This is a genomic window from Chloroflexota bacterium, from assembly GCA_016235055.1.
Lineage (GTDB): Bacteria > Chloroflexota > Anaerolineae > JACRMK01 > JACRMK01 > JACRMK01.
The window spans coordinates 1-23,726 of record JACRMK010000063.1; the positions used below are offsets into that span (position 1 = coordinate 1).

Consider the following 23,726-nt stretch of genomic DNA (forward strand, 5'->3'; position numbering starts at 1 on the left):
ATTCTTAGGGGAGGTGCGCGGCGGCTGCGCCGCCGCGCACCTCCCCGTTAGCTTTTCCCCTGCTCCCCCGCGCGCGCGGGGGAGCAGGGGCAGGGGATGAGGGGGCATATTGGCAGCCGACTCCAAAATGAGAATTGCTGTGCCACAAGATCACGCCCGCCGAATTGGGGTATAATGCATCAATCGACACATTCTCTTGCGGAGAGACACGACGCCATGAGTGACCGCATTCTGGTCATCGAAGATGAGCCCAAGATCGCCGATATGATCCGGCGCGGTCTCATCTATGAGGGCTACACGGTGGACATCGCGCCCGACGGCGAGAAGGGGCTGGCCGCGGCGCGCGACAACGTGCCCGATCTGGTCATTCTGGACGTCATGCTGCCCGGCGTCGACGGATTCGAGGTCGCCCGGCGGCTGCGCGCCGGCGGCGACGTGCCAATCCTCATGCTCACTGCGCGCGATGCCGTGTCGGACAAGGTGCACGGGCTGGATGTTGGCGCGGACGACTACCTGACCAAGCCGTTTGTCTTCGACGAGTTGAACGCCCGCGTGCGCGCGCTCCTGCGCCGCCACCGGCCCGCCGAGGCGCGTGCCATCCTGCGCTACGCCGACCTGTCGCTCGACCAGAACACGCGCGAGGTCAAGCGCGGCAACCGCCGCATCGAGTTGACGACCAAAGAGTTCGATCTGCTGGAACTGTTCATGCTGCACCCGCGCCAGGTGCTCACGCGCGACACGATCTACGAGCGCATCTGGAACTACGATTTCGGCGGCGAGTCGAACATCATCGAGGTGTATATCCGCTACCTGCGCGGGAAGCTCGAAGCCGACAGCGAGCCGCGCCTGATCCAGACGGTACGCGGCGTCGGCTACGCGCTGCGAGAAGAGTGATGCGCCCGTTGAACGGGCGCGGGCCGCGCGACGGCGGGCCGCGCTCGATGTCCATCCGGCTGCGGCTGACGCTCTGGTACAGCGCCCTGCTGGCGCTGGTGCTCGCGATCTTCACGATCCTGCTCTACGGCTTTTTCACCTTCCGCCTGCACGCCGAGGTGGACCGCGAGCTCGACACGCGCCGCGACCAGTTGGAGGGCGTTATTCAGGACGCCGTGCGCCGCGAGCCGCTGCTGTTCCTGCGCACCGGCCGTATCAACATCCCCCCGATTGATGTGTTCTCGTCGCCCGGCATTGTCGTGCAGGTTATGCGCGCCACCGACGGTGAGGTACTGGTGTCGTCGGAAAACGCCGGCGGCTCCCCGCTGCCGCGCGATGCCGCAACCCTGGACCCCGCGCGCAACGGGCAGAACACCTACGTGACGATTGCCGGCGAGAACCGTGTGCGCTTCCGCCTGCTCACTGCGCCGATCCTGGTTGGCGGCCGCGTGGTCGGCATTATCCAGGTGGCCGGCTCGCTGCAGAGCGTGGAGCGGACGCTCAACCTGCTCGGGCTATCGCTGCTGATCGGCACGCTGGCGGCCCTCACCGTGGCCGCGCTGATCGGATACGGCCTGGCTGGTTCGGCGCTTAAGCCGATCGACGAGATCGCCCGCGCCGCGCACGCCATCGCGCAGACGCGCGACCTCGAAAAGCGCGTGCGCGAGACGCACAACGCCGACGAGGTCGACCGCCTGGCGATCACGTTCAACGAGATGCTCCAGCGCCTCGAGAACCTGTTCCTGACCCAGCAGCGCTTTCTGGCCGACGTATCGCACGAACTGCGCACGCCGCTGACGATCATTCGCGGCAATCTGGCGCTGCTGTTCAAGACGAGCGCGCCCGACACGCAGGAGGTCGTGCGCACGATCGACGGCGAGGCCGGGCGCATGTCGCGCCTGATCGCGGACCTGCTGCTGCTGGCGCAAAGCGATGCCGGGGCCGTGTCGATGAAGCATGAGTCGGTCGAGATGGACACGCTCCTGCTCGATGTGTACCGCCAGGCGCGCGTGATGGCGGCACAGCGCGACGGCAACCTCAAGATCGTGCTCGGCGAGGAAGACCAGGCGGTTGTCGACGGCGACCCGGACCGGCTGAAGCAACTGGCGCTCAACCTGGTGGACAACGCGATCAAGTACACGCCCGGCGGCGAGATTCGCCTGTCGCTGCACAAGCAGAACCGGCAGGTCGGCCTGCGCGTGAGCGACACCGGCCCGGGCATTCCGCCCGCGGACGTGCCGCACATCTTCGAGCGCTTCTACCGCGTGGACAAGGCGCGCACGCGCGAAACGGGCGGCACGGGGTTGGGTCTCTCGATCGTGGACTGGATCGCGAAGATGCACGGCGGCTACGTGCAGGTGCAGAGCGAGCCCGGCAAGGGCAGCGTGTTCACGCTCTGGCTGCCGGAAAAAGGCAACGGAACAAACGGAACTCCTCCGGCGTCTCAAAAGCAGTAGCCAATTCTGCGCGGCTCGTTTCGCGCCGCGCTATGTTCTGAGGAGGAGCCGCATGTCCAAACGCACGATTTTCCTGTCCGGCGGCATTGTCGCGATCGCGGCGCTGGCGATCACCGTGCTGGCCGTGCAGATCATGAGCAGCACGCCCGCGTCGTTGAAGGCGCCGGTGGCCGGCGCGCAGCCGGCGACCGGCAGCGTCCTGCAGGCGCCGGCGGCCGCGCCGGCCGCGACGGTCAGCGTGAGCGGCATCGGCCGCGCGTCGGCCGCGCCCGACATCGCGCGCCTGACGATCGGCGTCGAGTCGCTGCAACCGAACGCCGGCAAGGCCGTGAGCGAGGTGAACACGAAGCAGGCGGCCATCATTGCGAAGCTGAAGGCGCTCGGCATCGCCGACAAGGATATCCAGACCACAAACTTCAGCGTCAGCATCGACCGCGGCACGCAGCCGCGCCCCGGCGCCGACGGCCCGGTCAGCTATCGCGCCAGCAACACGGCGACGGTAGTGGTGCGCAAGCTCGACCAGCTTGGGGCGGTCATCGACGCCGCCACCGAAGCGGGCGCCAACACGATCTACGGCGTCAGTTTGAGCCTGTCGGACAACACGGCCATCGTGGGCGATGCGCGCAACAAGGCGGTGGCCGATGCGCGGGCCAAGGCCGAGTCGCTGGCCAAGGCGGCCGGCGTCAAGCTGGGCCGCATCATCAGCATCAGCGAAGCGGGCGCCGCATCGCCGGTGCCGGTGTTCGCCGCGGCCGAGGCGCGCGGCGCAGGCGGCGCGATTGAGACGGGCGAGTTGACCGTCTCAGCACAGGTCAATATCGTTTTCGCAATCGAGTAACATGATTTGTGCGGGCAGCCCGTCGCCGGCGACGGGCTGCCCGCTCGCACGGCGGCAGCCAGCCGGCATCGGGGCGTATGCTCACCAGACGTGTATCGCAAATTGTCCTGATTGGCCTGAGTCTCGTCGCCGTGTTTTTTGGCATGGCGCTGATGGCGTCTGGCGCGCCCGCCACGCCGATTACGCCTGTTACGCAAACGCCGTCGCCCGCAGTGATGGCAGCCGCCTCTGATTTTCCTCCCGTCGCCACGCCTGTTCAGACGGCCTTACGCGAGCCAACGTCAACCGGAGCGCCTGGGCCAATGGCAACCAGCGCTCCGTTCGTCGTCGCTCCGACGGCGACGACTACTGCGACTCGCGCGGCCACCATGCTTCCGGCCACCGCTACCCCGCGCGCGGCCGCACCGACCGTCGCCGGTCGTGCGCAGCTCGTCTTCGTCGGCGATGTGATGCTGGGTCGTGGCGTCGCACCGGTTCGGCGCGCATTGGGCAACGGCTACCCGTTGGCGCAGGTCGCGCCGTTCATGCGCGGGTCGGATCTCGCTTTCGCCAATCTCGAATCGCCGCTGACGCGCCAGAGCTTCTTTCGCGGCGGGTACAACCTGCGCGCCGAGCCGGCCGCCGTCGAATCGCTGTCGCTCGCCGGTTTCGACTGGGTGTCCGTCGCCAACAACCACAGCGGCGATCACGGCCGCGCCGGCCTGTCCGACACGCTGGCCACACTGCGCGGCCGGGGCATCGCGTGGGCGGGTGGCGGCGATGACGAGGCGCAAGCGCGCAAGCCGGCGGTCAAGCTGGTCAACGGACTGCGTATCGCCCTGCTGGCGTACGACGGCTTGCACGCCACGATCGAAGCGTCCGGCAATCTGGCGGGATCGCAATGGCTGACACTGCCGCGCGCCGCGGCCGACATCAAGCAGGCGCGCGCCGCCGGCGCGGATATCGTGATCGTGGCCGTGCATTGGGGCGTCGAGTACCAGGCCGGCGCCTCGGCCGAGCAGAAGCGATCCGCGCGCGCGCTGGCCGCCGCCGGCGCGGACCTGATCATCGGCAGCCACCCGCACGTGGTCGAGCCGCTGGAGTGGCTGGCGCAGCCCGATGGCCGCACGGCGCTGGCGGCGTACAGCCTCGGCAATTTCCTGTTCGACCAGCAGTTCAGCACGGCGGTGCAGGAGGGCGTCATCCTGCGGGTCGTAGTGGACAAACAAGGCGTTGCCGCGTTAAACTTAGTGCCGACGCGCAATCGCAACGGACAGATTGCGGTGCAGACGCCCGCGGCGGCGGCGGACGAGCTGCGTCGCCTGCTGCCGGCTGGCGCGCTGCCGGCTGCCTGGCAGCGCAGCGCAACCGCCGACAGTGACGGCCGCACCTGGTGGCGTCGCCCGTAGTTGCCGCTTCGACCGGATAACCCTATGCCAATTCAACTGCATGCTCCGCGCTGGATCGTTGTGATCGCCCTGTTGCTGGCGGCTATGCTGGCCGCGTGTGACGCAGCGGCTACGCCGACGCCGCAGCCGCCGGCGATCACGCCACCGCCGCCGAGCGCGACCAGCGCGCCAACGCACGCACCCGTGCCTCAGGCATCGGCCGATCCGTATGCGGCGTTTGCGCAGTCGTTGAAGACCGCGCTCGAAAGCGACGACGACGCCGCGCTCAAGAAGCTGATCGGCACGCCGTGGTTCACCGGCCGCTATCGCTCGCCGCTCACGCAGTACGCCGACGCGGCGGAAGCGGTCGCGGCGTTTAACGTCATCAGCCAGCGTGTCATCATCACGGTCGAGCCGGAGCGCGCGGCGGCGCAGTTGACCGACGCGCAGAAACTCGGCGACCGCGTCGTCGTCGCCCGCTGGGACGCCGGCGGCGGGCGCGAGGAGTTGGCGTATCTGTACGTCAGCCAGGTGAACGGCGAGTGGCGCTGGATGGCCCTGCTGACGGGCGTCCCTGCGGATAGCGGCGTGGCGCAGGCGACGGCGGCCGCATCGCCGACACGCGCGGTAACACCCGGCACGCCGACCCGCGCGCCGACGCCATTCCCCATGCGCGGGCGGCTGGTGTTCGCGCGCGCCAACGGCGTCTATGCGCGCGATCTGGCGACCGGCGCGGAGACCGTCGTGACCGAGGCCACCGACACGTCGCAGTGGAACTGGCTGCGCGACGGCACGCGCGCGGCTTTCGTGCGCGGCACGGGCACGGCCGGCGAGATCTGGACATACGCGCGCAGCGGCGGCGCCTTGAAACGGCTCACGACCGACAGCCAGCCCGACGGCGCGCCGCACTGGTCGCCGGACGGCACGCAGATCGTGTACGAGCACAACCTCGTGGTTGATCCGTCATCCGGTTTCAAGATCAAAGGCGAAATCTGGGCGATGAACGCCGACGGCGCCAACAAGCGCAAGTTTGCCGACGGCTTCGACCCGGCCTGGTCGCCGGACGGCACGCGCATCGCCTTCGCGTCCAACCCGTCCTCGGTCAGCGGCGACGCGACCCAGTGGCTGTCGTATGCGCGCAACGAAATCCGCGTAATGAACGCGCAGGGGCGCAACGCCTGGTCGCCGATCGGGGTGACGACGGCGTCGGGCAAGTTCACGCCGCTCGAATGGCAGATGAGCAGCGCCCGGCTGGTGGATGATCCGCAGTGGTCGCCCGACAGCAAAGAGTTGACGGTGCGGGTGCACGCGGCGCATGGCGCGTATGTGACCACGAACGCAACCAGCGGCGGATTCGGCCGCTTCATCGCGCTGTTCTACAGCAACGTGGCCACCGGCTTTTCGTACAGTCCCGACAACCGCACCATGGCGCTGTCGACCGGCGGGCTAAGCGGCTATCGCACGCTCGGCATCTACCGCCGGGCCGATCTCGGCGCCGACGGCGTCGGCGCGCCGCTGCGCACGCTCGGCCTGGTGCCGCGCCAGCCGGCCGACGTGCCGCAGAGCGTGACCGGCTACGCCTGGGCGAGCGACGGCTTGCGCGTGGCATACGCGCTGGTAGCGCACTCGATGGATCCCGCGAAGGCGCCCGCGCCGGCGGGCATCTGGGTTATGGATATCGCCGCCGGCGTTTCGCAGGTCGCCGTGACCGATGGCACCGGGCCGCTGGCCTGGCTGCCGTAAGCGTCTATCTTGAGACCCTGCGGGTTTACGAATCCGCGGGGTCCGTGCGAGGAGCCGAACTTGGAACGCAGACCGCTCGTTATTGGCATCATTGCCGCGCTGTTCTCGTGTGTCGTCCTGCTTGGCTGTGTGGCCGTATGGCTTTTTACAGTTCTTGCGCTGCCCTCTGGCACCGTGTACGACACGCCGGCCCCGGTGGCGACCTCCGTGTCCGGGCCGGTGCAGACGGCTGTGCCAGGTGCCACCCTGCCCGCCAGCACACCAGGCACCGTGCCAACGCCGGCGACTGTGCCGCTGCCCACGCGCGTGCCGGATGCCGCCTCGGCCGATGCCGCCTCGCTGAAAGCGTTGTTGGCGGCCAACATCGACGAGCGCGACCAGTCGGCGCTGACCGTGCGGCTCAAGAAGGTCAAAGGGCCAATCCCGGCGGTCGTCAACGCGACGCCGCCGTCCTACAAGGTCGGGGATCAGCGCGTGCTGTGGATCGCCGACCAGCCGGCGAAGAAGCAGTTTACGGTGACCGCCTCGGTGCGCTACGTTACGCCGCACGTAATCGCCTGGGTGGCGAACGGCGAGCGGGTTGACGACGCGGCCCTGAAGAAATCGGTGGACGTATTCGAGACGAAGATCTACCCGACGAACCGCGAGTTCTTCGGCAGCGAGCCGATGCCCGGCCTCGACAACGACACGCACCTGAATATCTTCAACGGCAATGTGCCCGGTGTGGGCGGCTACTTCTCGAGCGCCGACGAGTTCCCGTCGATCGTCAACCCGTACTCGAACCAGGGCGAGTGGTTCTACATTAACACGCGTGACGTGCGGCCCGGCACGGCGGACTACGAGTCGGTGCTGGCGCACGAGTTCCAGCATATGATCCACTTCGCCAACGACCGCAATGAGGACACCTGGGTCAATGAGGGCCTGTCCGAACTGGCGATGCGCCTGAACAACTACAGCGTCGGCGGCTCCGACCGCGCGTTCGTGCGCGACCCCGATATCCAGTTGAACGCCTGGCGCGACGAGCCGAACGACTCAGTGCCGCACTACGGCGCTTCATATGTGTTCAACGCCTACTTCCTCGAGCGGTTCGGCGAGGCGATGGTGCGCGAGTTTGTGCGCGAGCCGGCCAACGGCATTGTCGGGTATAACCTCGTCTTGCAGCGCAACAAGACCGGCGTGACGTTCGACGACGTGTTCCAGGACTGGCTGATCGCCAACGTGCTCAACAACAGCACCGTGGACAAGCGGTATGCGTACAAGGATCTGCCTTCCATCGTGCGTATTCAGAACGCCGCGACGAACTTCCCGTTCAACAAGACGCTGGCGGTGCACCAGTACGCCGGGCAGTATATCGACATCAAGCCGGCGCGCACCGGCGACTACACGCTCAAGCTGCAGGGCGCGACGAGCGTGCGCATTGCCAACACCGACCCGCACAGCGGCGGCACCGTCTGGTATTCGAACCGCGGCGACGACTCGGACATGACGCTGACGCGCCCGTTTGACCTGAGCGGCGTGAAGAGCGCGACGCTGTCGGCCTGGCTCTGGTACGATATTGAGAAGGATTTCGATTATGCCTATGTCGAAGTCTCGACCGACAACGGCGCGACGTGGAACTCCCTCAAGAGCGCACGCACGACCGACACGAATCCGAACGGCAACAGCTATGGCAACGCGTTCACCGGCCGTGACAGCCAGTGGGTGCAGGAAACGTTTGACCTGACGCCGTATGCAGGCCAGAAGGTGCTGGTGCGCTTCGAGTACATCACGGACGATGCGTTCAACGCCACCGGCTTGCTGGTGGATGACATCAGCATCCCGGAGCTCAATTACACCGATGACGTCGAGGGCGGCGACGGCGGCTGGGTGGCGAACGGTTTTGTGCGCGTCAACAACTTCCTGCCGCAGACGTACTCGGTGCAACTGATCAAGATCGGCGCTAAGACAACCGTTGAGCCGGTTACGCTGGACGCCAGGAATGCGGCGACCATCACGCTCAAGAACTTCGGCGGCGACGTCAACCGCGCGATCCTGGTGATCAGCGGCCTGACGCCAGTGACCACCGAGGCGACCAACGTCACGGTGAGCATCAGCTCGCCATAGCCAATTTGCCCCTGCGGATTTTTGAAACCCGCAGGGTCTTTTTGCGCCTGCTTTCTGTTATAATCCGCCTGTGACGCCCCTGATCGTCTTCGCCCTGGCCGCACTCGTCACGTTTGCCGTTACCCCGCTGCTGATCCGGCTGGCGCCGCGCATCGGCGCGGTCGACCGGCCGCGCAGCCGGCACCAGCATCGCGCGCCGACCGCAAAGCTGGGCGGGCTGGCGCTGGCGGCCGGTTTTGGCGTGGCCGTGGCGGCCTCGTTCTTCCTGCCGGTGCGCCGCGACGACCCGCAGGAGATCGTGCGGCTGGCCGGGCTGGCGCTGGCAGCGCTGGTTGTGCTGGCGCTCGGGCTCCTCGACGATATGCGCGAGCTACCGGCCTGGCCGCAATTCGCGGCGCAGGTCGTGGCCGCGGTCATCGTGATCGCCTTTCGCGTGCGGATCGACGATCTGACCACACCATTCGGCGCGGCCACGGTGCTGCCGGAGTGGCTGGCGGTCCTGTTCACGTTGTTCTGGGTCGTCGGGATGATGAACACCGTGAACTTCCTCGACGGGCTCGACGGACTGGCGGCCGGAGTCGTCGGCATCGCCTGTGTCGTGCTTTTCCTTCATACACGCAGCCTGGGACAGGAGTCAGTTGCGCTGCTGCCATTGGCGCTCGTCGGCGCGATTGTCGGGTTCCTGCCGTTCAATTTCTCCCCGGCGCGCATCTTCCTTGGCTCGGCCGGAGCGTTGTTCCTTGGCCTTTCGCTCGGCTCGCTGTCGATCATCGGAGGCGCAAAGCTGGCGACCGCATTGCTCGTGCTCGGCATCCCGATCCTCGACACGGCCTGGCAGATCGCGCGGCGCGTGCGCGACGGGCGCGCCCCGTATCACGGCGACCGCGGGCACCTGCATTTCCGGCTGGTCGATCGCGGCATCGGGTCGCGCCGGGTAGTGCTGGCGCTGTATATGCTGACCGCAGTCTTCGGCGGCATGGCGCTCGTGCTGCCGTCCGGCCTGCTCAAGCTGGCGGCGCTGGCGCTCATGGGCACGCTGATGTTCGGCCTGATGCTCTGGCTGACACGCGCACCGTAGGCGCACACACCGTGCCGGTTTGGGCAGTTCGTGTCGATCCACAACAGTGATTGTTGCCGGCGCGCCCGCTGCGGCCGCTTTTGACACCCATCCCGTAACCGTGTATATTCTCGCCAACCCCACTGGAGGAGGGAAACGTATGCGTATTACACAGAAAAACCGCACCCGAACGGCGCTGGTTGCCATTGGACTGGTGCTGGCACTGCTGCTGGCGGCGTGCGGCGGCCCGGCCGTGTCACCAACAACCGCCCCGAGCGCAGCCACGACGGCGCCCGGCGCCGCCACGGCAGCCCCGACGAAAGCCCCGGCGGCGGCTACGACAGCCCCGGCGGCCGGCACGCCCAAGCCTGGCGGCACGCTAACAATCGGCATGAACCAGGATGCCGTCGGTTTCGATCCGCATCTGACGAACGCCACGGCGTCATACCGCATCCTGGAAAACATCTACAGTGGCTTGCTGAAGGTGAATGAGCGGCTCGAGGTTCAGCCTGACCTCGCGGAATCGTACACCGCCGACAGCCCGACGCAGTACACGTTCAAGCTGCGCAAGGGTGTCAAGTTCCATAGCGGCCGCGAGTTCAAATCCGCCGACGTCAAGTACTCGCTGGAGCGCATCCGGAACCCCGACACTAAGTCGCCGCGCGCGACTCAGTTTGCCGCGCTCGACACGATTGAGACGCCCGACGACTACACGGTTGTCATCAAGTTGAAGCGGCCTTACTCGCCGTTGTTGACCGTCCTGGCCGATCGCACCAACGCGATCGTCGCCAAGGAAACGGTGGACGCCAACGGCGGCAAGATGGACAAGGTCGCCAACGGTACCGGCCCCTTCAAGCTGGTGGAGTATACTCCCAACACGCGCACCGTGCTGGAGAAGAACCCCGACTACTTCATCAAGGGCCAGCCACTGCTGGATAAGGTCATCTACCAGCCGATCCCGGATGCGACCGCGCGCAGCACGGCCGTCCGCACCGGCACGGTGGACATCATTGAGTACGCGCCGCCCAAGGATCTGACGCTGTTCCGCGGCGATCCGAAGCTCGCCATCGCCGGCGACGGCAGCAACAACAACGTGCGCTACCTCGCCTTCAATACAACCGTCAAGCCGTTCGACAATCCGAAGGTGCGCCAGGCGATCGCCTGGGCGGTTGACCGCAAGGCGGTGCTGGACGCCGCCGAAAACGGCGCGGGCAAGATCCTGGATGCCGGCCCGTTCCTGCCGTCGTTCTGGCCCGGCCTGCAGCAGCCATATTTCAAGCAGGACATTGCCAAGGCGAAGCAACTGCTGACCGAAGCCGGCTATCCGAGCGGCTTCACGGCGAAGCTGAAGAACACGCCGACCTATTCGTTCCTGGGCAACGCCGGCATCGCGGTGCAGGACCAGTTGAAGGCCGTCGGCGTCAACCTCGAGATCGAATCGCTGGAATGGAGCGTCTTCCTGTCGGATTACCTCGGCAAGAAGTACGAGGCGGTCGTGAGCGGCTACAGCGCGTTCATGGACCCGGACAATCCGCTGGATGGCACCTACGTCTCGGGGCGGCAGAACAACTTCATGTCGTACAGCAACCCGAAGTTCGACGAGTTGGTGGCCAAGGGCTCACAGATCAGTGATCAGGCAGAGCGCGCGAAGATCTACCGCGATGCCCAGCAGATCCTGATCGACGACTCGCCGATGGTCTTCCTGTTCGCCTCGAACGAGTACGAAGTGAGCCAGACCTACGTCAAGGGCTATATGCACTACCTGAACGGTTCGCACGTCAGCCTGCGCAACGTATGGTTGGACAAGGGTCAGTAAACCTCTCGTAGCCTAACCGTTTGTATTGCGTGCTGTGCGGCGCGTCTCGACCGCGCAGCACGCAATACGTATTTCTGAAGCGGATCGCCATGTCCCGGTACCTGTTTGGGAAGTTCATCGCTTCGATCTTCGTGCTGATCGGCGTCAGCATATTTACGTTTGCGCTCGTGCGCGGGATACCGGGCGACCCGATTCGGACCATGCTGGGCACGGATGCCAGCGGCGCCGATTACGAAAAAATGAAGCGGCTCTACGGGCTGGATCGTCCGATGTACGAGCAGTATGCCGAGTGGCTGGTGGAGGTGGTGCGGGGCAACCTGGGCAAGTCCATCCGCACCGGCTTGCCCGTCGGCGAGTCGATCGTGCAACGCCTGCCGGTCACGCTGGAACTGACCCTGCTGGCCGTGGTATTGGGGCTGGTGATCGGCGTGCCGGCTGCCATCCTCGCGGCGCAGGCGCGCGGCCGCTTTACCGACAGCGCACTGAGCGTGCTGGTGTTGAGCGGCATTTCGATGCCGGGCTTCTGGCTGGCGACCCTGCTGGTGCTGGCTTTTTCGCTCATGCTGCGCTGGTTCCCGCCGATCGGGTATATCCCGCTGCAAGAAAACCCGGTGGAGAACCTGCGGCGCATGGTGCTGCCGGCCATCAGCCTGGGCGTTGCCTTCGGCGCGACGACGATGCGTTTCACCCGCTCGTCGCTGCTGGAGGTCTTCAATCAGGACTACATCCGTACGGCGCGCGCCAAGGGCCTGCGCGAACGACTCGTGACCTACCGCCACGCGCTGAAGAACGCACTGATCCCGGTCGTCACCGTCACCGGCATTCAGATCGGGCGCTTGATCGGCGGCACCGTCATCATCGAGCAGATCTTCGCTCTGCCCGGCATCGGCCGCTACGTCTTCGACGCGATCTCGCAGCGCGACTACCCGATCATCCAGGGCACCGTGCTGTTCTTCACGCTGGTCTTCATCCTCGTCAATCTGGCAGTGGACATCCTCTATGGCGTCATTGACCCGCGCATCAAGTTCGCAACCGACTGACGGCGCCGGCGCGGCGCTGCCCTCGGCGCGACACGCCTCGGAATGGGAGCGCTTCATGCGGCGCGCGTCGCGCAGCCCGCAGGGCATCGCCGGACTGGTGATTGTCGTGCTGTTCGCGCTGATGGCGCTGTTCGGGCCGCTGGTTTCACCTTACTCGCCGACGCGCCAGCAGATGAGCAAGCGCCTCGCGGAGCCGAGCGCCGAGTTCATGCTCGGCACCGACGACTTCGGGCGCGATGTGTTGAGCCGCATCCTGTACGGCGCGGAACCGTCGTTCCGGGTCGGCATCTTCTCGGTCGCCATGGCCCTGCTGGTCGGCATGGCGTTGGGGGTCATCGCCGGCTATCGCGGCGGACGCGTGGACAGTCTGCTGATGCTGGCGATGGACGTGCTGTTTGCCTTCCCGGCCGTCTTGCTGGCGATCGCGATCATGGCGCTGCTCGGCCCGAAACTGGAAAACGTCATCCTGGCCATCGGCGTGGTCAACCTGCCGGTCTTTGTGCGGTTGACACGCGCCTCGGTGCTGTCGGTCAAGGGCCTGCCATATATCGAGGCGGCGCGCAGTGTCGGCGTGCCCGCGCCGATTATCGCCGTGCGCCACATCATGCCGAACATCCTCGCGCCGCTCGTCGTGCAGACCTCGCTGACCGTCGCCGCGGCCATCTTGACCGAAGCGTCGCTCTCGTACCTCGGGCTTGGCAACCCGCCACCCGCGCCCTCGTGGGGCAACATTCTGTCCAGCACCTACGGCTTCATCGAGACGCGCCCCTGGCCGACCATCTTCTCCGGGCTGGCGATCATGCTGGCCGTGCTCGGCTTCAACCTGATGGGCGACGGCCTGCGCGACGTGCTCGACCCGACCACGCGCGATTAGAGCGGATAGCAGAATGAGCCAATATGACCACCACCCGGCTCCATATTGGTGTCGGGGCGGTTCGTGAACCGCCCGCGTTAGCCTCTAGGCAATACCTTTCAAATAGCGACGATCACGCGGACGACATTGAAATATTCCGTGTGTTCCGTAGTCGTCTGTTTCGGGTTTGCTCGATAATACTACTAATTCAACTTGACCGTGTCCCCATTTGTCATGCATGTCCTGTGCGCGGCGGCTTTGCCGCCGTCCGCCGCTCTGCAGCGGGCACAGGATGAAGTGCGAAGGTCGCACCACCGGCCTACGACGCGCTTCACGCACGAAGCATCTCGCGCGCTTCGCCCCAGATGTTTCGCGCGCGCGGCGGGTCGAATGACGGCGGTTTTGCCTTCGCGCTCAACATGACACGTCGATGAGGACATACTCAAGTCGAAACAGTATTACGCCCGCACCGAAAACGGGTACACCTCGTCGAGCGTGACCGCCGGGTCGGCGATAAGCCACGCGATCAGTTCCGCCACGCGCTCCGGCTCGATCACCTTGGCGCGGTCCCAGTTCGGCGTCGCGGCCCAGCGCATCGGTGTGTTCATCGGACTGGGGCAGATCGCCGTGACCTTCACGCCGAGCGGCTTCAACTCCTGCGCCAGCGCCTTGCTGAACCCGACGACGCCCGCCTTGGCGGCCGTGTACGCGGCGACGGTGGCCGCGCCGTCTTTGGCCACGCGTGATGCCACGTTGATGATGTGCCCGCCCGGCTGCCGGGTGATCGGCCCCAGCACGGCGCGGCAGGTCAGGAAGACGCTCGTCAGGTTGCTGGTGATGATGCGCTCGAAGTCGGCCAGTGTGTTCTCGGCGGTCGGCTTCAGCAGCGCCTCGCCCGCGCAGTTTACGAGCACATCGATGCGCCCGTACGCCTTGAGTGTCGCGTCGACCAGTGCAGTCACTTGCGCCTCCTGCGTGGCGTCACACGGCACGGCCAGCGCGCGGCCGCCCTGTGCCTTAATATCGGTGACCGTTTGCTCGATCTCGGCCGGCGTGCGCGATGCGGCGACGACAGTGTAACCGCGTCGCCCGAGTTCCAGCGCCGTCACGCGACCCAGCCCGCGCCCCGCGCCGACGATCAATGCCACGCGTCCCTGCTCCGATGAATTCGACATGGATGGAAACTCCTTGAGAAGATGACCTTCTGCGCACATTATACTCGCGACCGGGATGAAATACTCAGCATCATGGTATGACCCGTCAAGCGCTGCATGATCGCGGAGCAGCGCGACTCAACACGATGGCACTGTTTGGGGGCGAAGCCGGTCTTATGCGATAATCGGAACATTTACCCGGCGCCTATCGCATGACGGCTGAACGGGCGAATGGCTGGCCATGCGATGCGGCATGACGGGCAATTCATATCCTGCACGGCTCTGATGGGGGGATCCGATGACAGCTCATGTTTCAGCGCGCGCCCGGATAGTTTGGATTGTCTCGCTCGTCTCTCTGCTGCTGCCGCTGGCGCAGCCGCTTTGGTCGGTGCCGAGCGCCGCCGCCCCGGCGCGTCCGGCGCCCGACACCCGCCCTAACATTGTGCTCGTCCTCGCCGATGACCTGGATGTGCGGCTCAACACGCTGAACTACACGCCGTATATTCGCGACCGGCTGATGAACCAGGGCGTCACGTTCGACAACGCGCTGGTGCCGGTGTCGCTCTGCTGCCCCAGCCGCGTCTCGCTGCTGCGCGGGCAGTATGTGCACAATCACCAGGTCTTCACCAACGGCCCGCCGGATGGCGGCTTCCAGAAGGCGCAGGCGCTCAACCTCGAAAACTCGACCATCGCCACGGTGCTGCAGGCGTCGGGCTACCGCACGGTGCTGATGGGTAAGTACCTGAACGGCTATCCGATCACCAGTTCGCTGACCTACATTCCGCCCGGCTGGGACGAGTTCTACAGCCCCTCCAGCGACGCCGCCTATTTTGGCTTCAACTACTCGATGAACATGAATGGCGTGCTGGCGCCGTTTGGCAGCGCGCCGGAAGACTACATGACCGATGTGCTGTCGCGCACGGCGGTCAACTTCATCACGCGCACGGTCAGCGGCGGGTCGCCGTTCTTCATGGTCGTGGGCACCTACGCGCCGCACGGCCCGTCGACGCCGGCGCCCCGGCACACCGGGCTGTTCACCGATGTCGTCATGCCGGTGGGCGGCTCGTTCAACGAGCTCGACAACAGCGACAAGCCGCCGCTCATAGCGAGCTTGCCGCTGCTCACGGTGACGCAGATCCTGGAGATGAACGACCACTATCGCAACCGTCTGCGCTCGATGCAGGCGATAGACGAGATGGTCGCCAGCCTGGTGGACACGCTGCAGGCGGCCGGCGTGCTGACCAACACGTACTTTGTATTCACGTCGGACAACGGCTATCACATGGGGCAGCACCGCTTCCCGCCGGGGAAGTACACAAACTACGAGGAGGACCTGCGCGTGCCGCTGATTGTGCGCGGCCCCGGCGTGCCGGTCAGCCAAACCGTGTCGGCGTTGGTGAGCACGATGGATCTGCCGCCGACGTTTGCCGAGATCGCGCAGACGGCCATGCCGGCCTACGTCGATGGCCGTTCGCTGCTTGGACTGCTGGCGGGGTCGCCGGCGTCGTGGCGGCAGGTGTTCTTCCTTGAGCAGTACCCGTTCTCCAGCCAGTTGGAAGCCCCGTCACTGCGGAACGGGCTGCTGGAGCCCGACGAGCCAGACCAAACGTACCGGCGGATGCAGGAGCCGGCGTCGCTGTGCGCTTCAACAACCGTCGACCCCAAGCCGCTCTATACCGGCATCCGCGGCACGCGATACAAATATGTGGAGCACCATGCGTGCGACCGTGAAATATACGACCTGCTGAACGATCCGTACGAGATGGACAACATATACAGCCTGACGACCGAGCAGACGCGCTCGCAGTTGGCCGCCTGGCTGCAGGTGATGGAGTCGTGCGCGGCGGCCGTCTGTCGCGCGTTCGAGATGGCGCCGCCGCAGATTGTCTTCTTGCCGAACATTGCCCGGTAGCCTGCTCGCAAGGCTAACAGAACGCCGCGCATGCATGCGCGGCGTTCTCGCGTCTCGAGCGGCTTCACGAATAACACGATACGGCCAGCAGTTGTCAAGGCGAGGCCAAGATTTCTCAGCCGCTGCGCGGCATCGAAATGACAACACCGCGCGCATGGTCATTTCGAAGGCACGCAGTGCCTGAGAAATCTTGCTGGCCGCGCAGATCGCCTATCGGTTTATTCCAGCAAACGCTCTCGACAAGAAGGAGACCCTGATCATGATCAATGCCCGCTATGTGCATACCAATCTGGTTGCGCGGGACTGGCGCGCGCTGGCGTCATTCTACCAGCGCCTGTTCGCCTGCGCAGTCGTGCCGCCTGAGCGTGATCTGTCCGGCCCCGATATTGATTCCGGCACCGGGATTGCCGGCGCGCGCATTCGTGGCGCACACCTGCGCCTGCCCGGTTGGGGCGACGACGGCCCGACGCTCGAAATCTTCGCGTACGAACCGTCTATGCCGAAGCCGGAGACGGCGCTGAATCGTCCGGGGTACGGGCACATCGCGTTCCTGGTGGGCGATGTGCCGGCCGCGCGTGCCGAGGTGTTGGCCGCCGGTGGACGCGCGCTGGGCGCGGTCGTTACCATCACGCTGCCGACCGGCGCACGCATTGAGTGGTGCTATGTGACCGATCCCGAAGGCAACGCTATCGAGCTGCAAGCGCGCTCGTAGGGGAACACTGGGCGGGGAACCCCCGCCCCTACGACGCCACGGTAGGGGCGCGGTCTCCGCGCCCATTTCGCGTATTCGCGGGGGGGGGCGCACCGGGTGAAGAACGCAGAGCGGCGACATGGTCGGTGCGCATTGCATGCGCCCATCCGCTACGGCAGCCGGTTGAACCAGAACAGCGAGAGCAGACCGCCGAGCAGGAACAGCGCCGCGCCGCCGGCCGTGGCGAGCGCGGTCGCTTCGATCTGCTGCGGCTTGCTGACAATCGTCGTATCCAGCGCCTCGTAGATGTCGTGCAGGTCGGTCTCAGTGGCCGCGTAGTAATACTTTGCATCGGTTTGCTTGGCGATCTTGCGCAGGGTTGTCTCATCGAGCATGGCGCGGAACCCGCCCCCGCCGCCACCGAAGCCGCCTTGCCCGCCCTGTCCGCCAGGCCCGCCGCCAAATCCGCCCTGTCCCAGCACGGCGCCTTCCGGCGTGCCGATGCCGATGGTATAGACGCGAATGCCGCGATCGGCCGCGATCAGCGACGCATCGAGCGGGCTGGGGCCGGTGGTGTTCTGCCCGTCGGTCAGCAGCACGATGATTGCCGGCGCGTAGACGCCTTTGGGTACCGGTGTCCCGGCAGGCCGGGCGATGGGCGGCGGCGGCGCGCCCGGCCGTCGGTCCGGCACGGCCAGCGGCGCCTCGTTGAGCGGCGGCAAGTCCTGGCCCAGCGCCTCCGCAATAGCGTTGAGCGACGTCATGATGCCGCTGCCGATGGCGGTGGCGCGCTGCGTGTTCAGGCGCGCAATGGCTTCCGTCAACAGTTCGTGGTCGGTGGTCGGCTCCTGCACCAGTGCCGCCGTGCCGGAAAACGACACGACGCCGATGCGTGTATCGGGTCCCTGCCGCTTGACGAAGTCGATGGCAGCTTTCTTGGCGGCATCGATCCGGCTGGGCTTCAGGTCTTGCGCGCGCATGCTGCCCGATACGTCAATGGTCAGGATAATCGTGGCCTGCGACGAGAACAGCGTCATGAGCGTGTATGGCCGCGCCAGCGCGAAGATAAGCACGCCGCAGCCGATCAGGAACAGGGCCGGCGGGATGTGCCGGCGCGCGCCCGGCCCTTTCTGAACGGCATCGCGCACGATGGAGAGGCTCGAATAGCGCAGCGCGAACCGGGAGCGGCGCCGCTGGGCCAGCACGTAGCCGGCCAGCAGGACGGGCACCATGATGAGCAGCCACATTGCGGAGGGAGCCAGGAATTGCATCGCAGGACCGGCCTTGGTCAACGGGCGGATACGCAGGTGACGAGAACGCGAGCCGCCGCCCGCTGTCCCGGAGCGCGATGACCATGCCTAGCGGCGCAGGGCTGCGTCGAGTGCTTCGCCGAGATTGCGCGCGCCGACCATTTCGATCTGGCGCGGGGCATCGACCCGCTTCAACAGCGTGTGCGGCACGATGCAGCGCGCATAACCGAGCTTGGCCGCCTCGCCCAGCCGGCGCTCGGCCTGGCTCACCGAGCGCAGTTCGCCGGACAGGCCGACCTCGCCCATGATCGCCAGATCCACCGGCACCGGCGTATCGCGGAAGGAGGAGGCGATGGCGATCGCCAGGCTCAGGTCGGTTGCCGGTTCGCTTACCTTCAGGCCGCCAACCACGTTCACAAACACATCCTGGTTCGACAGGTTCATGCCGAGCCGTTTGCTGAGCACCGCGACCATCAGCAGCAGGCGGTTCATATCCACGCCGTTGCCGGTGCGGCGCGGCAGGGCAAACGAGGTGGTGCTCGTCAGCGCCTGGATCTCGCACAGGATCGGCCGCGAGCCTTCCATCGTGACGGCGATGGCCGAGCCGGCGAAGTTGCCCACCCGGTCGGCCAGGAACGCTTCGGACGGGTTGAGCACTTCGACCATGCCGCCCTGTTCCATGGCAAACACGCCGACCTCATTGGTCGCCCCGAAACGGTTTTTAGTGGAGCGCAGCAGGCGGAACGAGTGGAAGCGGTCGCCTTCGAGGTACAGCACCACGTCCACGATGTGCTCCAGCACGCGCGGGCCGGCGATCGCGCCGGCTTTGGTGACGTGGCCGACCAGGAAGATCGGCGTGCCGGCCGCTTTGGCGACGTGCTGCATGCGCGAGGCGCATTCGCGCACCTGGGTCACGCTGCCGGCCGACGATACCAGTTCTTCCAGGAAGACGGTCTGGATTGAGTCGATGATCACCGCTTTCGGCTGCAGCGTGTCTAGCTCCTGGATGATGACATCGAGGTTGGTCTCGGCGAGCAGGTAGAGGTTGGCCGGGTTGATACCCAACCGCTCGGCCCGCAGTTTGATCTGCTGCGCCGATTCCTCCCCGGACACGTATAGCACCGGGCCGACCGCATCGGCCATCTGCGCGGCGACTTGCAGCAGCAGCGTGGATTTGCCGATGCCCGGGTCGCCGCCGATCAGCACGAGCGAGCCCGGCACGATGCCGCCGCCCAGCACGCGGTTGAACTCCTCCATCGGCACGCGCCAGCGCTGAAACGCGTCGACGTTGACTTCACGCAGACGCTGCGGGTGCGAACGCAGTCCGGCTGTGCTGCCGGCCTGCGCCGTCCGCCGCGATTCCTGCACCTGCTCGACCAGCGTGTTCCATTCGCCGCAGTCCGGGCACTGCCCGGCCCAGCGCGGCGCCTGGTAGCCGCACTGCTGGCAGACAAATACGGTGCGCGCCTTCTTGGGAGGCATAGATGTGCGGGCGCGCTAACTCTTGACCGCGTCGTCCTTCTTCGCGCTATCTTTTTTCTCCGCCTCGTCCTTCTTGGCCTGCTCGTCGCCGGATGTCGCCTTGCGGAACTCGCGGATGGCGCCGCCGATCGCGCCGCCCACTTCACCCAGGCGGCCCACGCCGAAGACGATGATGACGATCACCAGGATCAAGATCAGTTCCGGCGCTCCAATGCCTTTGAGAAACATGCTGGTCTCCTTGTCGTTGCGCGTTGCGCGCGCATGAATCGTCGCCCGCGGCAGTCAGTCGTCGGGGCGCTGCAAATCGGTAGACAATAGCAAGGGGCAGGTCAGCGACCTGCCCGTCGATGTTGAATGCAACGAGATGGGCGGGTACTCGCCTCAGGCTGGTTTCTCTTTCTCGTCGCCCGGGTTCTGCTTGGGCGCGGCGGCCGCGTTCTCGTCGCCGGTGGCGTTGCGAAACTCGCGGATGGCCTTGCCCACCGCACCGCCGATTTCGCCCAGTCGACCCACGCCGAATACCACGATAACGATCACAAGAACCAGGATCAACTCGGGAGCGCCCAGTTGGGGCATGGTGTTCTTCTTTCCAGGTCAGTTGACCTACTAGGGCTACCGGTCGACTCCGTGCAGCCGGCGCGATGCCTTCCGTTCGTGACGGCCATTATAGCACCGCTTGCAAATGCGTCTGAATTGTCAACCGGCACTTACGGTCGCCGCGCGGGCGCACCGCCCGTGCTGCTGATGGCGGGTATACCAAGCGCATCGGTGCCGCCGCTGTTGTTGTTGAAATACATGGCCCGCTCGGCCACAATCGGCCGGTCGGACGTGACGACGCTGGAAAAGGCCACGCCGCTCACGATCTGATTGACCCAGATGGTGCGCCGGCTGTTGGCCGGCACCACAATGGTGTAGGCCGTGGCCGGCGCGGCCTCCTGCAGGAAGCTGACGCTGACATTGGCCGGGGCGCTGTTCGGGTTCATCAACAGCAGGAAGGTGTTGAACGACGGCTGGGTGCTGCCCTCTGCGAAGTGCCAGACGGCCGCGGGCTGCGCCGCCGCCTCCGAGTTGTGCCCGCCCCGCGCCGACGGTACGCCGAAGTACATCGAGCGCTCGACGACGACCGGCTGGTCGGCTGTGACCCGGGTGCCGAACGCCGCGTTGGGCACGACCCAGTTCGCGTAGATGCTCAGGCGCGTCCGCGCCGTGATGGTGTACGTGCGCGTCACGACGGCGCCATCGTCGCGCAGGAAGGCGACGTCGGTGTGCGCCGCTGTAGCGCCGGGGTTGGCGACCAGTACCCAGGTATCGTAGTTCGGGCCGGTGTATCCCTCGGCCAGGTACCAGGTCGTGCCGGGCGCTGTCACGCCGGTTGCGCCGTGGCTGCCGGTGCCGAAGTACATCGCGCGCTCGGCCACGATCGGCAGGTCGGTCGCGACCGACATCGCGATCGCGGCGTTGGGGACGATCGTGTTAGCGTACACGTTGGTGCGGCTATTAGGGCTCAGGTTGAACGTGCGGGTAACGGTCGTGCCGTTGTCGCGCAGGAACGTGACCGTGGCGTGCGCGGTGGTCGCATTAGGGTTCAGCATCAGCAGCCAGGTCTGGAATGGAGATGCAGTCGAGCCTTCCGCGAAATACCATGTCGCGGACGGCTGGGATACTCCGTGCGAGGTGTGGCCGTCCAGCCGGCTGTACATCGCGCGCTCGGCATAGATCGCGCTGGCCGACTCTACCTTCATGGAGACCGCGCTGTTGGGCGCCTCGTTGTTGACGAACACGTTCATGCGGCTGGACGGGCGAATCGCGTACGACTTGACGAGCGGCGCGCCGCTCTCGCGATAGTATGTGATCGTCACGTTCGCGGTCGAGAGGTTTGGATTCTCCAGCAGCAGGAAGGTAGCAAACCCGCTCTGCGTGCTGCCCTCGGCGAAGTACCAATGCGACACAGGCGGCACGGTTGGCGACGGGGTCGGCGTCTGGGTTGGCGTTTGGGTCGCTGTGCCGGTCGCGGTAGCGGTGCCGGTGGCTGTCGGCGTGGCCGTCTGGGTTGGCGTACTGGTGGCGGTGCCGGTGGCCGTCGACGTACTGGTCGGCCCGGGCGTGCTGGTGCTGGTCGCCGTGGCTGTCGCGGTCGGCGTGCGGGTTGGCGTCGGAGTATTGGTTGCTGTGGCCGTGTTGGTCGGCGTGTTGGTGGGCAGCGTGGTGGCCGTGAACGTGACGTTGATATCCGCGCCCGCGGGAACTGTCACCGTGGTGCCGTTGAAGGACAGCCCGGCCGCCGATGCCGTCACCAGCAGCGCGCTGGCCGGCAGATTGGCGATCCGATAGGTGCCGTCGGCGCCGGTCACGGCGTTGAGGCCACCGGCAGAAACCGTCGCGCCCGATACCGGCTGTCCGAAGCTGTCGTTGACCGCGCCGACCAGCGAGCCGACCGATGCACTGCGGTACGTGCCGCTCAACGTGCGCCAGGCGTTGATGCGCCCGTAACCGAGGAATGCCGACCAGCCGCCGTTGGCGGTGCCGGCCACGTTGTCGGCGCCCTGCTGGATGGCGCGGAGGATGGCCGTATTGCCGCCCGCCGTGCCCTGCGCGATGCCGTTGGCCGCTGCGTACAGCGCGGCCAGTCCCGCGACATGCGGCGCGGCCATCGAGGTACCGTCCAGGTTGCCATAGTATGTTCCCAGCCCGCTGGGCAGCGGCAGGATCGGCAGCGTTGACAGGATGTTGGCGCCCGGCGCGGCGACGCCAACCCAGTTTCCGTACGAGGAGAAGTATGGGCGCAGGTCGCTGATATCGGTGGCGGCGACGCCGATCGCGAAGTTGCAGGCCGCCGGATACAGCGGCGTGCCGTCGCCGCTGTTGCCCGCCGCCGCAATCACCACGCTGCCCTTGCTCCAGGCGTAGTTGACCGCGTTCTGCAGCGCCGCGGAGAAGGCGGTGCCGCCCAGGCTCAAGTTGATGACGACCGCGCCGCGATCGGCGGCTCGAATGATGCCGCTGGCGATCGAACTGTAGGAGCCGTAGCCGTTGCTGTCCAGCACCTTGAGCGGCATGACCTGCGCGTTGAACGCGACGCCCGCGATGCCGCTGTTCACGTTGCCGACGACGTACGACGTGCCGTTGTTGGCCGAGGCAGCCAGGATACCCGCGACATGGGTGCCGTGCCCGTGGTCGTCGAGCGGATCGGTGCTGTTGGCGATGTAGTTGTACGCGTCGGCCCGGTCGATCTGGCCGCCCAGCGCAGCATCGCTGAACGCGCCGCCGGCATTGATGAAGTCCTTGTGGTTGTAGTCCACACCGGTGTCGATGACCGCGACTTTGATGCTGCCGGCCGGCTTGTTGGCCGACGTGTAGTAGATGTTGGGATAGAGCGCCCACGCGTTCAGCGCCTGGATTTTGGCCAGCGCCCACTGGCTGCCGGCCTGGTACGAGGCGTCGTTGGGGGGCGAAATCACCGCGCGGGCGACGTAGTTGGGCTCCGCGAACGCCACGCGCGCATCCCGCTTGTACTGCGTTCTGGCCGCAGCCACGCTCAGGCCGGGCGGCAAAAGCACGCGATGCATGGCGCTGTTCCCGCCCAGCACCTGCAGAACGGTGGCGCCGACGCGCGCGTGGACGGCGTCGGCGACCGTGACACCCGGCTTGAAGCCGACCAGCAGTTCGCCGGGCACATAAGCCGCCACCGGGTCGGGCGGCAGTTGCGCGGCGCGCAGATCGGGCGCCCAAAGCGATAGGCCGACCAGTATCGCCGCGAGCAGCAGCCAGTGTAGGCGGAAAAAGCGTCTCATGGGCAATCTGATGCCATTATACCGCCGTCATCTGTCTGCGTCTATTGGTCAGCGGTCGTGTCAGCAATTCTCATTTTGGAGTCGGTCGCCAGTATGCCCCTCATCCCCTGGCCCCTTCTCCCCGCGCGCGCGGGGAGAAGGGGAAAAGCTAATGGGGAGGTGCGCGGCGGCGCAGCCGCCGCGCACCTCCCCTTAGAATCTCGCCCCCTCCCAACTCCGTTGGGAGGGGGTCGGGGGGA

At 66.1% G+C, this 23,726-nt stretch carries 18 protein-coding genes; 12 read left to right on the plus strand and 6 right to left on the minus strand.

Translation table 11 applies throughout. From position 1 onward, the window contains the following. Positions 1–216 precede the first annotated feature (216 nt). The 10 genes from HZB53_16150 (at position 217) to HZB53_16195 (ending at position 13,228) form a co-directional block, all read left to right on the plus strand. The gene (locus HZB53_16150; protein MBI5879180.1) at positions 217–894 is read left to right on the plus strand and encodes a response regulator transcription factor; all 678 of its coding nucleotides are present in this window, start codon (positions 217–219) and stop codon (positions 892–894) included. After that, positions 894–2,390, plus strand: coding sequence for a HAMP domain-containing histidine kinase (locus HZB53_16155; GenBank protein ID MBI5879181.1), 1,497 nt, complete (start codon positions 894–896; stop codon positions 2,388–2,390). The genes HZB53_16150 and HZB53_16155 overlap by 1 nt, the downstream gene beginning before the upstream one ends. Positions 2,391–2,442: 52 nt before the next feature. Further along, on the plus strand, positions 2,443–3,228 hold the full coding sequence (locus HZB53_16160) for an SIMPL domain-containing protein (GenBank protein ID MBI5879182.1): 786 nt from the start codon (positions 2,443–2,445) through the stop codon (positions 3,226–3,228). A gap of 302 nt (positions 3,229–3,530) precedes the next feature. Beyond that, the gene (locus HZB53_16165) at positions 3,531–4,616 is read left to right on the plus strand and encodes a CapA family protein (GenBank protein ID MBI5879183.1); all 1,086 of its coding nucleotides are present in this window, start codon (positions 3,531–3,533) and stop codon (positions 4,614–4,616) included. 24 nt (positions 4,617–4,640) lie between these two features. Further along, positions 4,641–6,338: a PD40 domain-containing protein gene (locus HZB53_16170; GenBank protein ID MBI5879184.1), complete on the plus strand. Its 1,698-nt coding sequence runs from the start codon at positions 4,641–4,643 to the stop codon at positions 6,336–6,338. Positions 6,339–6,398: 60 nt separating this feature from the next. Then, a complete protein-coding gene (locus HZB53_16175) occupies positions 6,399–8,441 on the plus strand; it encodes an immune inhibitor A (GenBank protein MBI5879185.1) in 2,043 nt (680 codons plus the stop codon). A gap of 70 nt (positions 8,442–8,511) precedes the next feature. Further along, positions 8,512–9,519, plus strand: coding sequence for an undecaprenyl/decaprenyl-phosphate alpha-N-acetylglucosaminyl 1-phosphate transferase (locus tag HZB53_16180; protein ID MBI5879186.1), 1,008 nt, complete (start codon positions 8,512–8,514; stop codon positions 9,517–9,519). Positions 9,520–9,658: 139 nt separating this feature from the next. Beyond that, on the plus strand, positions 9,659–11,314 hold the full coding sequence (locus HZB53_16185) for an ABC transporter substrate-binding protein (protein ID MBI5879187.1): 1,656 nt from the start codon (positions 9,659–9,661) through the stop codon (positions 11,312–11,314). 89 nt (positions 11,315–11,403) lie between these two features. Then, the gene (locus HZB53_16190; GenBank protein MBI5879188.1) at positions 11,404–12,354 is read left to right on the plus strand and encodes an ABC transporter permease; all 951 of its coding nucleotides are present in this window, start codon (positions 11,404–11,406) and stop codon (positions 12,352–12,354) included. Between the two features lie 55 nt (positions 12,355–12,409). After that, positions 12,410–13,228 carry an ABC transporter permease gene (locus tag HZB53_16195; protein ID MBI5879189.1) on the plus strand — a complete coding sequence of 273 codons (819 nt, stop codon included), beginning with the start codon at positions 12,410–12,412 and terminating at the stop codon, positions 13,226–13,228. 437 nt (positions 13,229–13,665) lie between these two features. On the opposite strand, the gene HZB53_16200 is transcribed toward HZB53_16195, so the two are convergent. After that, positions 13,666–14,382: an SDR family oxidoreductase gene (locus HZB53_16200; GenBank protein MBI5879190.1), complete on the minus strand. Its 717-nt coding sequence runs from the start codon at positions 14,380–14,382 to the stop codon at positions 13,666–13,668. Between the two features lie 277 nt (positions 14,383–14,659). Between HZB53_16200 and HZB53_16205 the strand changes: the two genes are divergently transcribed. Beyond that, positions 14,660–16,273: a sulfatase gene (locus HZB53_16205; GenBank protein MBI5879191.1), complete on the plus strand. Its 1,614-nt coding sequence runs from the start codon at positions 14,660–14,662 to the stop codon at positions 16,271–16,273. 262 nt (positions 16,274–16,535) lie between these two features. Further along, positions 16,536–16,985, plus strand: coding sequence for a VOC family protein (locus HZB53_16210; GenBank protein ID MBI5879192.1), 450 nt, complete (start codon positions 16,536–16,538; stop codon positions 16,983–16,985). Positions 16,986–17,134: 149 nt separating this feature from the next. Here HZB53_16210 and HZB53_16215 read toward each other — a convergent pair whose 3' ends face one another. The 5 genes from HZB53_16215 to HZB53_16235 all read right to left on the minus strand — a co-directional run bounded on the left by HZB53_16215 (position 17,135) and on the right by HZB53_16235 (position 23,487). Further along, positions 17,135–18,211, minus strand: a complete 1,077-nt coding sequence (locus tag HZB53_16215) for a VWA domain-containing protein (GenBank protein MBI5879193.1) — start codon at positions 18,209–18,211, stop codon at positions 17,135–17,137. A 111-nt stretch (positions 18,212–18,322) separates the two neighbouring features. Beyond that, positions 18,323–19,696: a DNA repair protein RadA gene (gene radA / locus HZB53_16220; GenBank protein MBI5879194.1), complete on the minus strand. Its 1,374-nt coding sequence runs from the start codon at positions 19,694–19,696 to the stop codon at positions 18,323–18,325. Between the two features lie 15 nt (positions 19,697–19,711). Further along, positions 19,712–19,924, minus strand: a complete 213-nt coding sequence (gene tatA / locus HZB53_16225) for a twin-arginine translocase TatA/TatE family subunit (GenBank protein ID MBI5879195.1) — start codon at positions 19,922–19,924, stop codon at positions 19,712–19,714. A gap of 153 nt (positions 19,925–20,077) precedes the next feature. Beyond that, positions 20,078–20,272, minus strand: a complete 195-nt coding sequence (gene tatA / locus HZB53_16230) for a twin-arginine translocase TatA/TatE family subunit (GenBank protein ID MBI5879196.1) — start codon at positions 20,270–20,272, stop codon at positions 20,078–20,080. 131 nt (positions 20,273–20,403) lie between these two features. Beyond that, the gene (locus tag HZB53_16235; GenBank protein ID MBI5879197.1) at positions 20,404–23,487 is read right to left on the minus strand and encodes a S8 family serine peptidase; all 3,084 of its coding nucleotides are present in this window, start codon (positions 23,485–23,487) and stop codon (positions 20,404–20,406) included. Between the last annotated feature and the right edge of the window lie 239 nt (positions 23,488–23,726).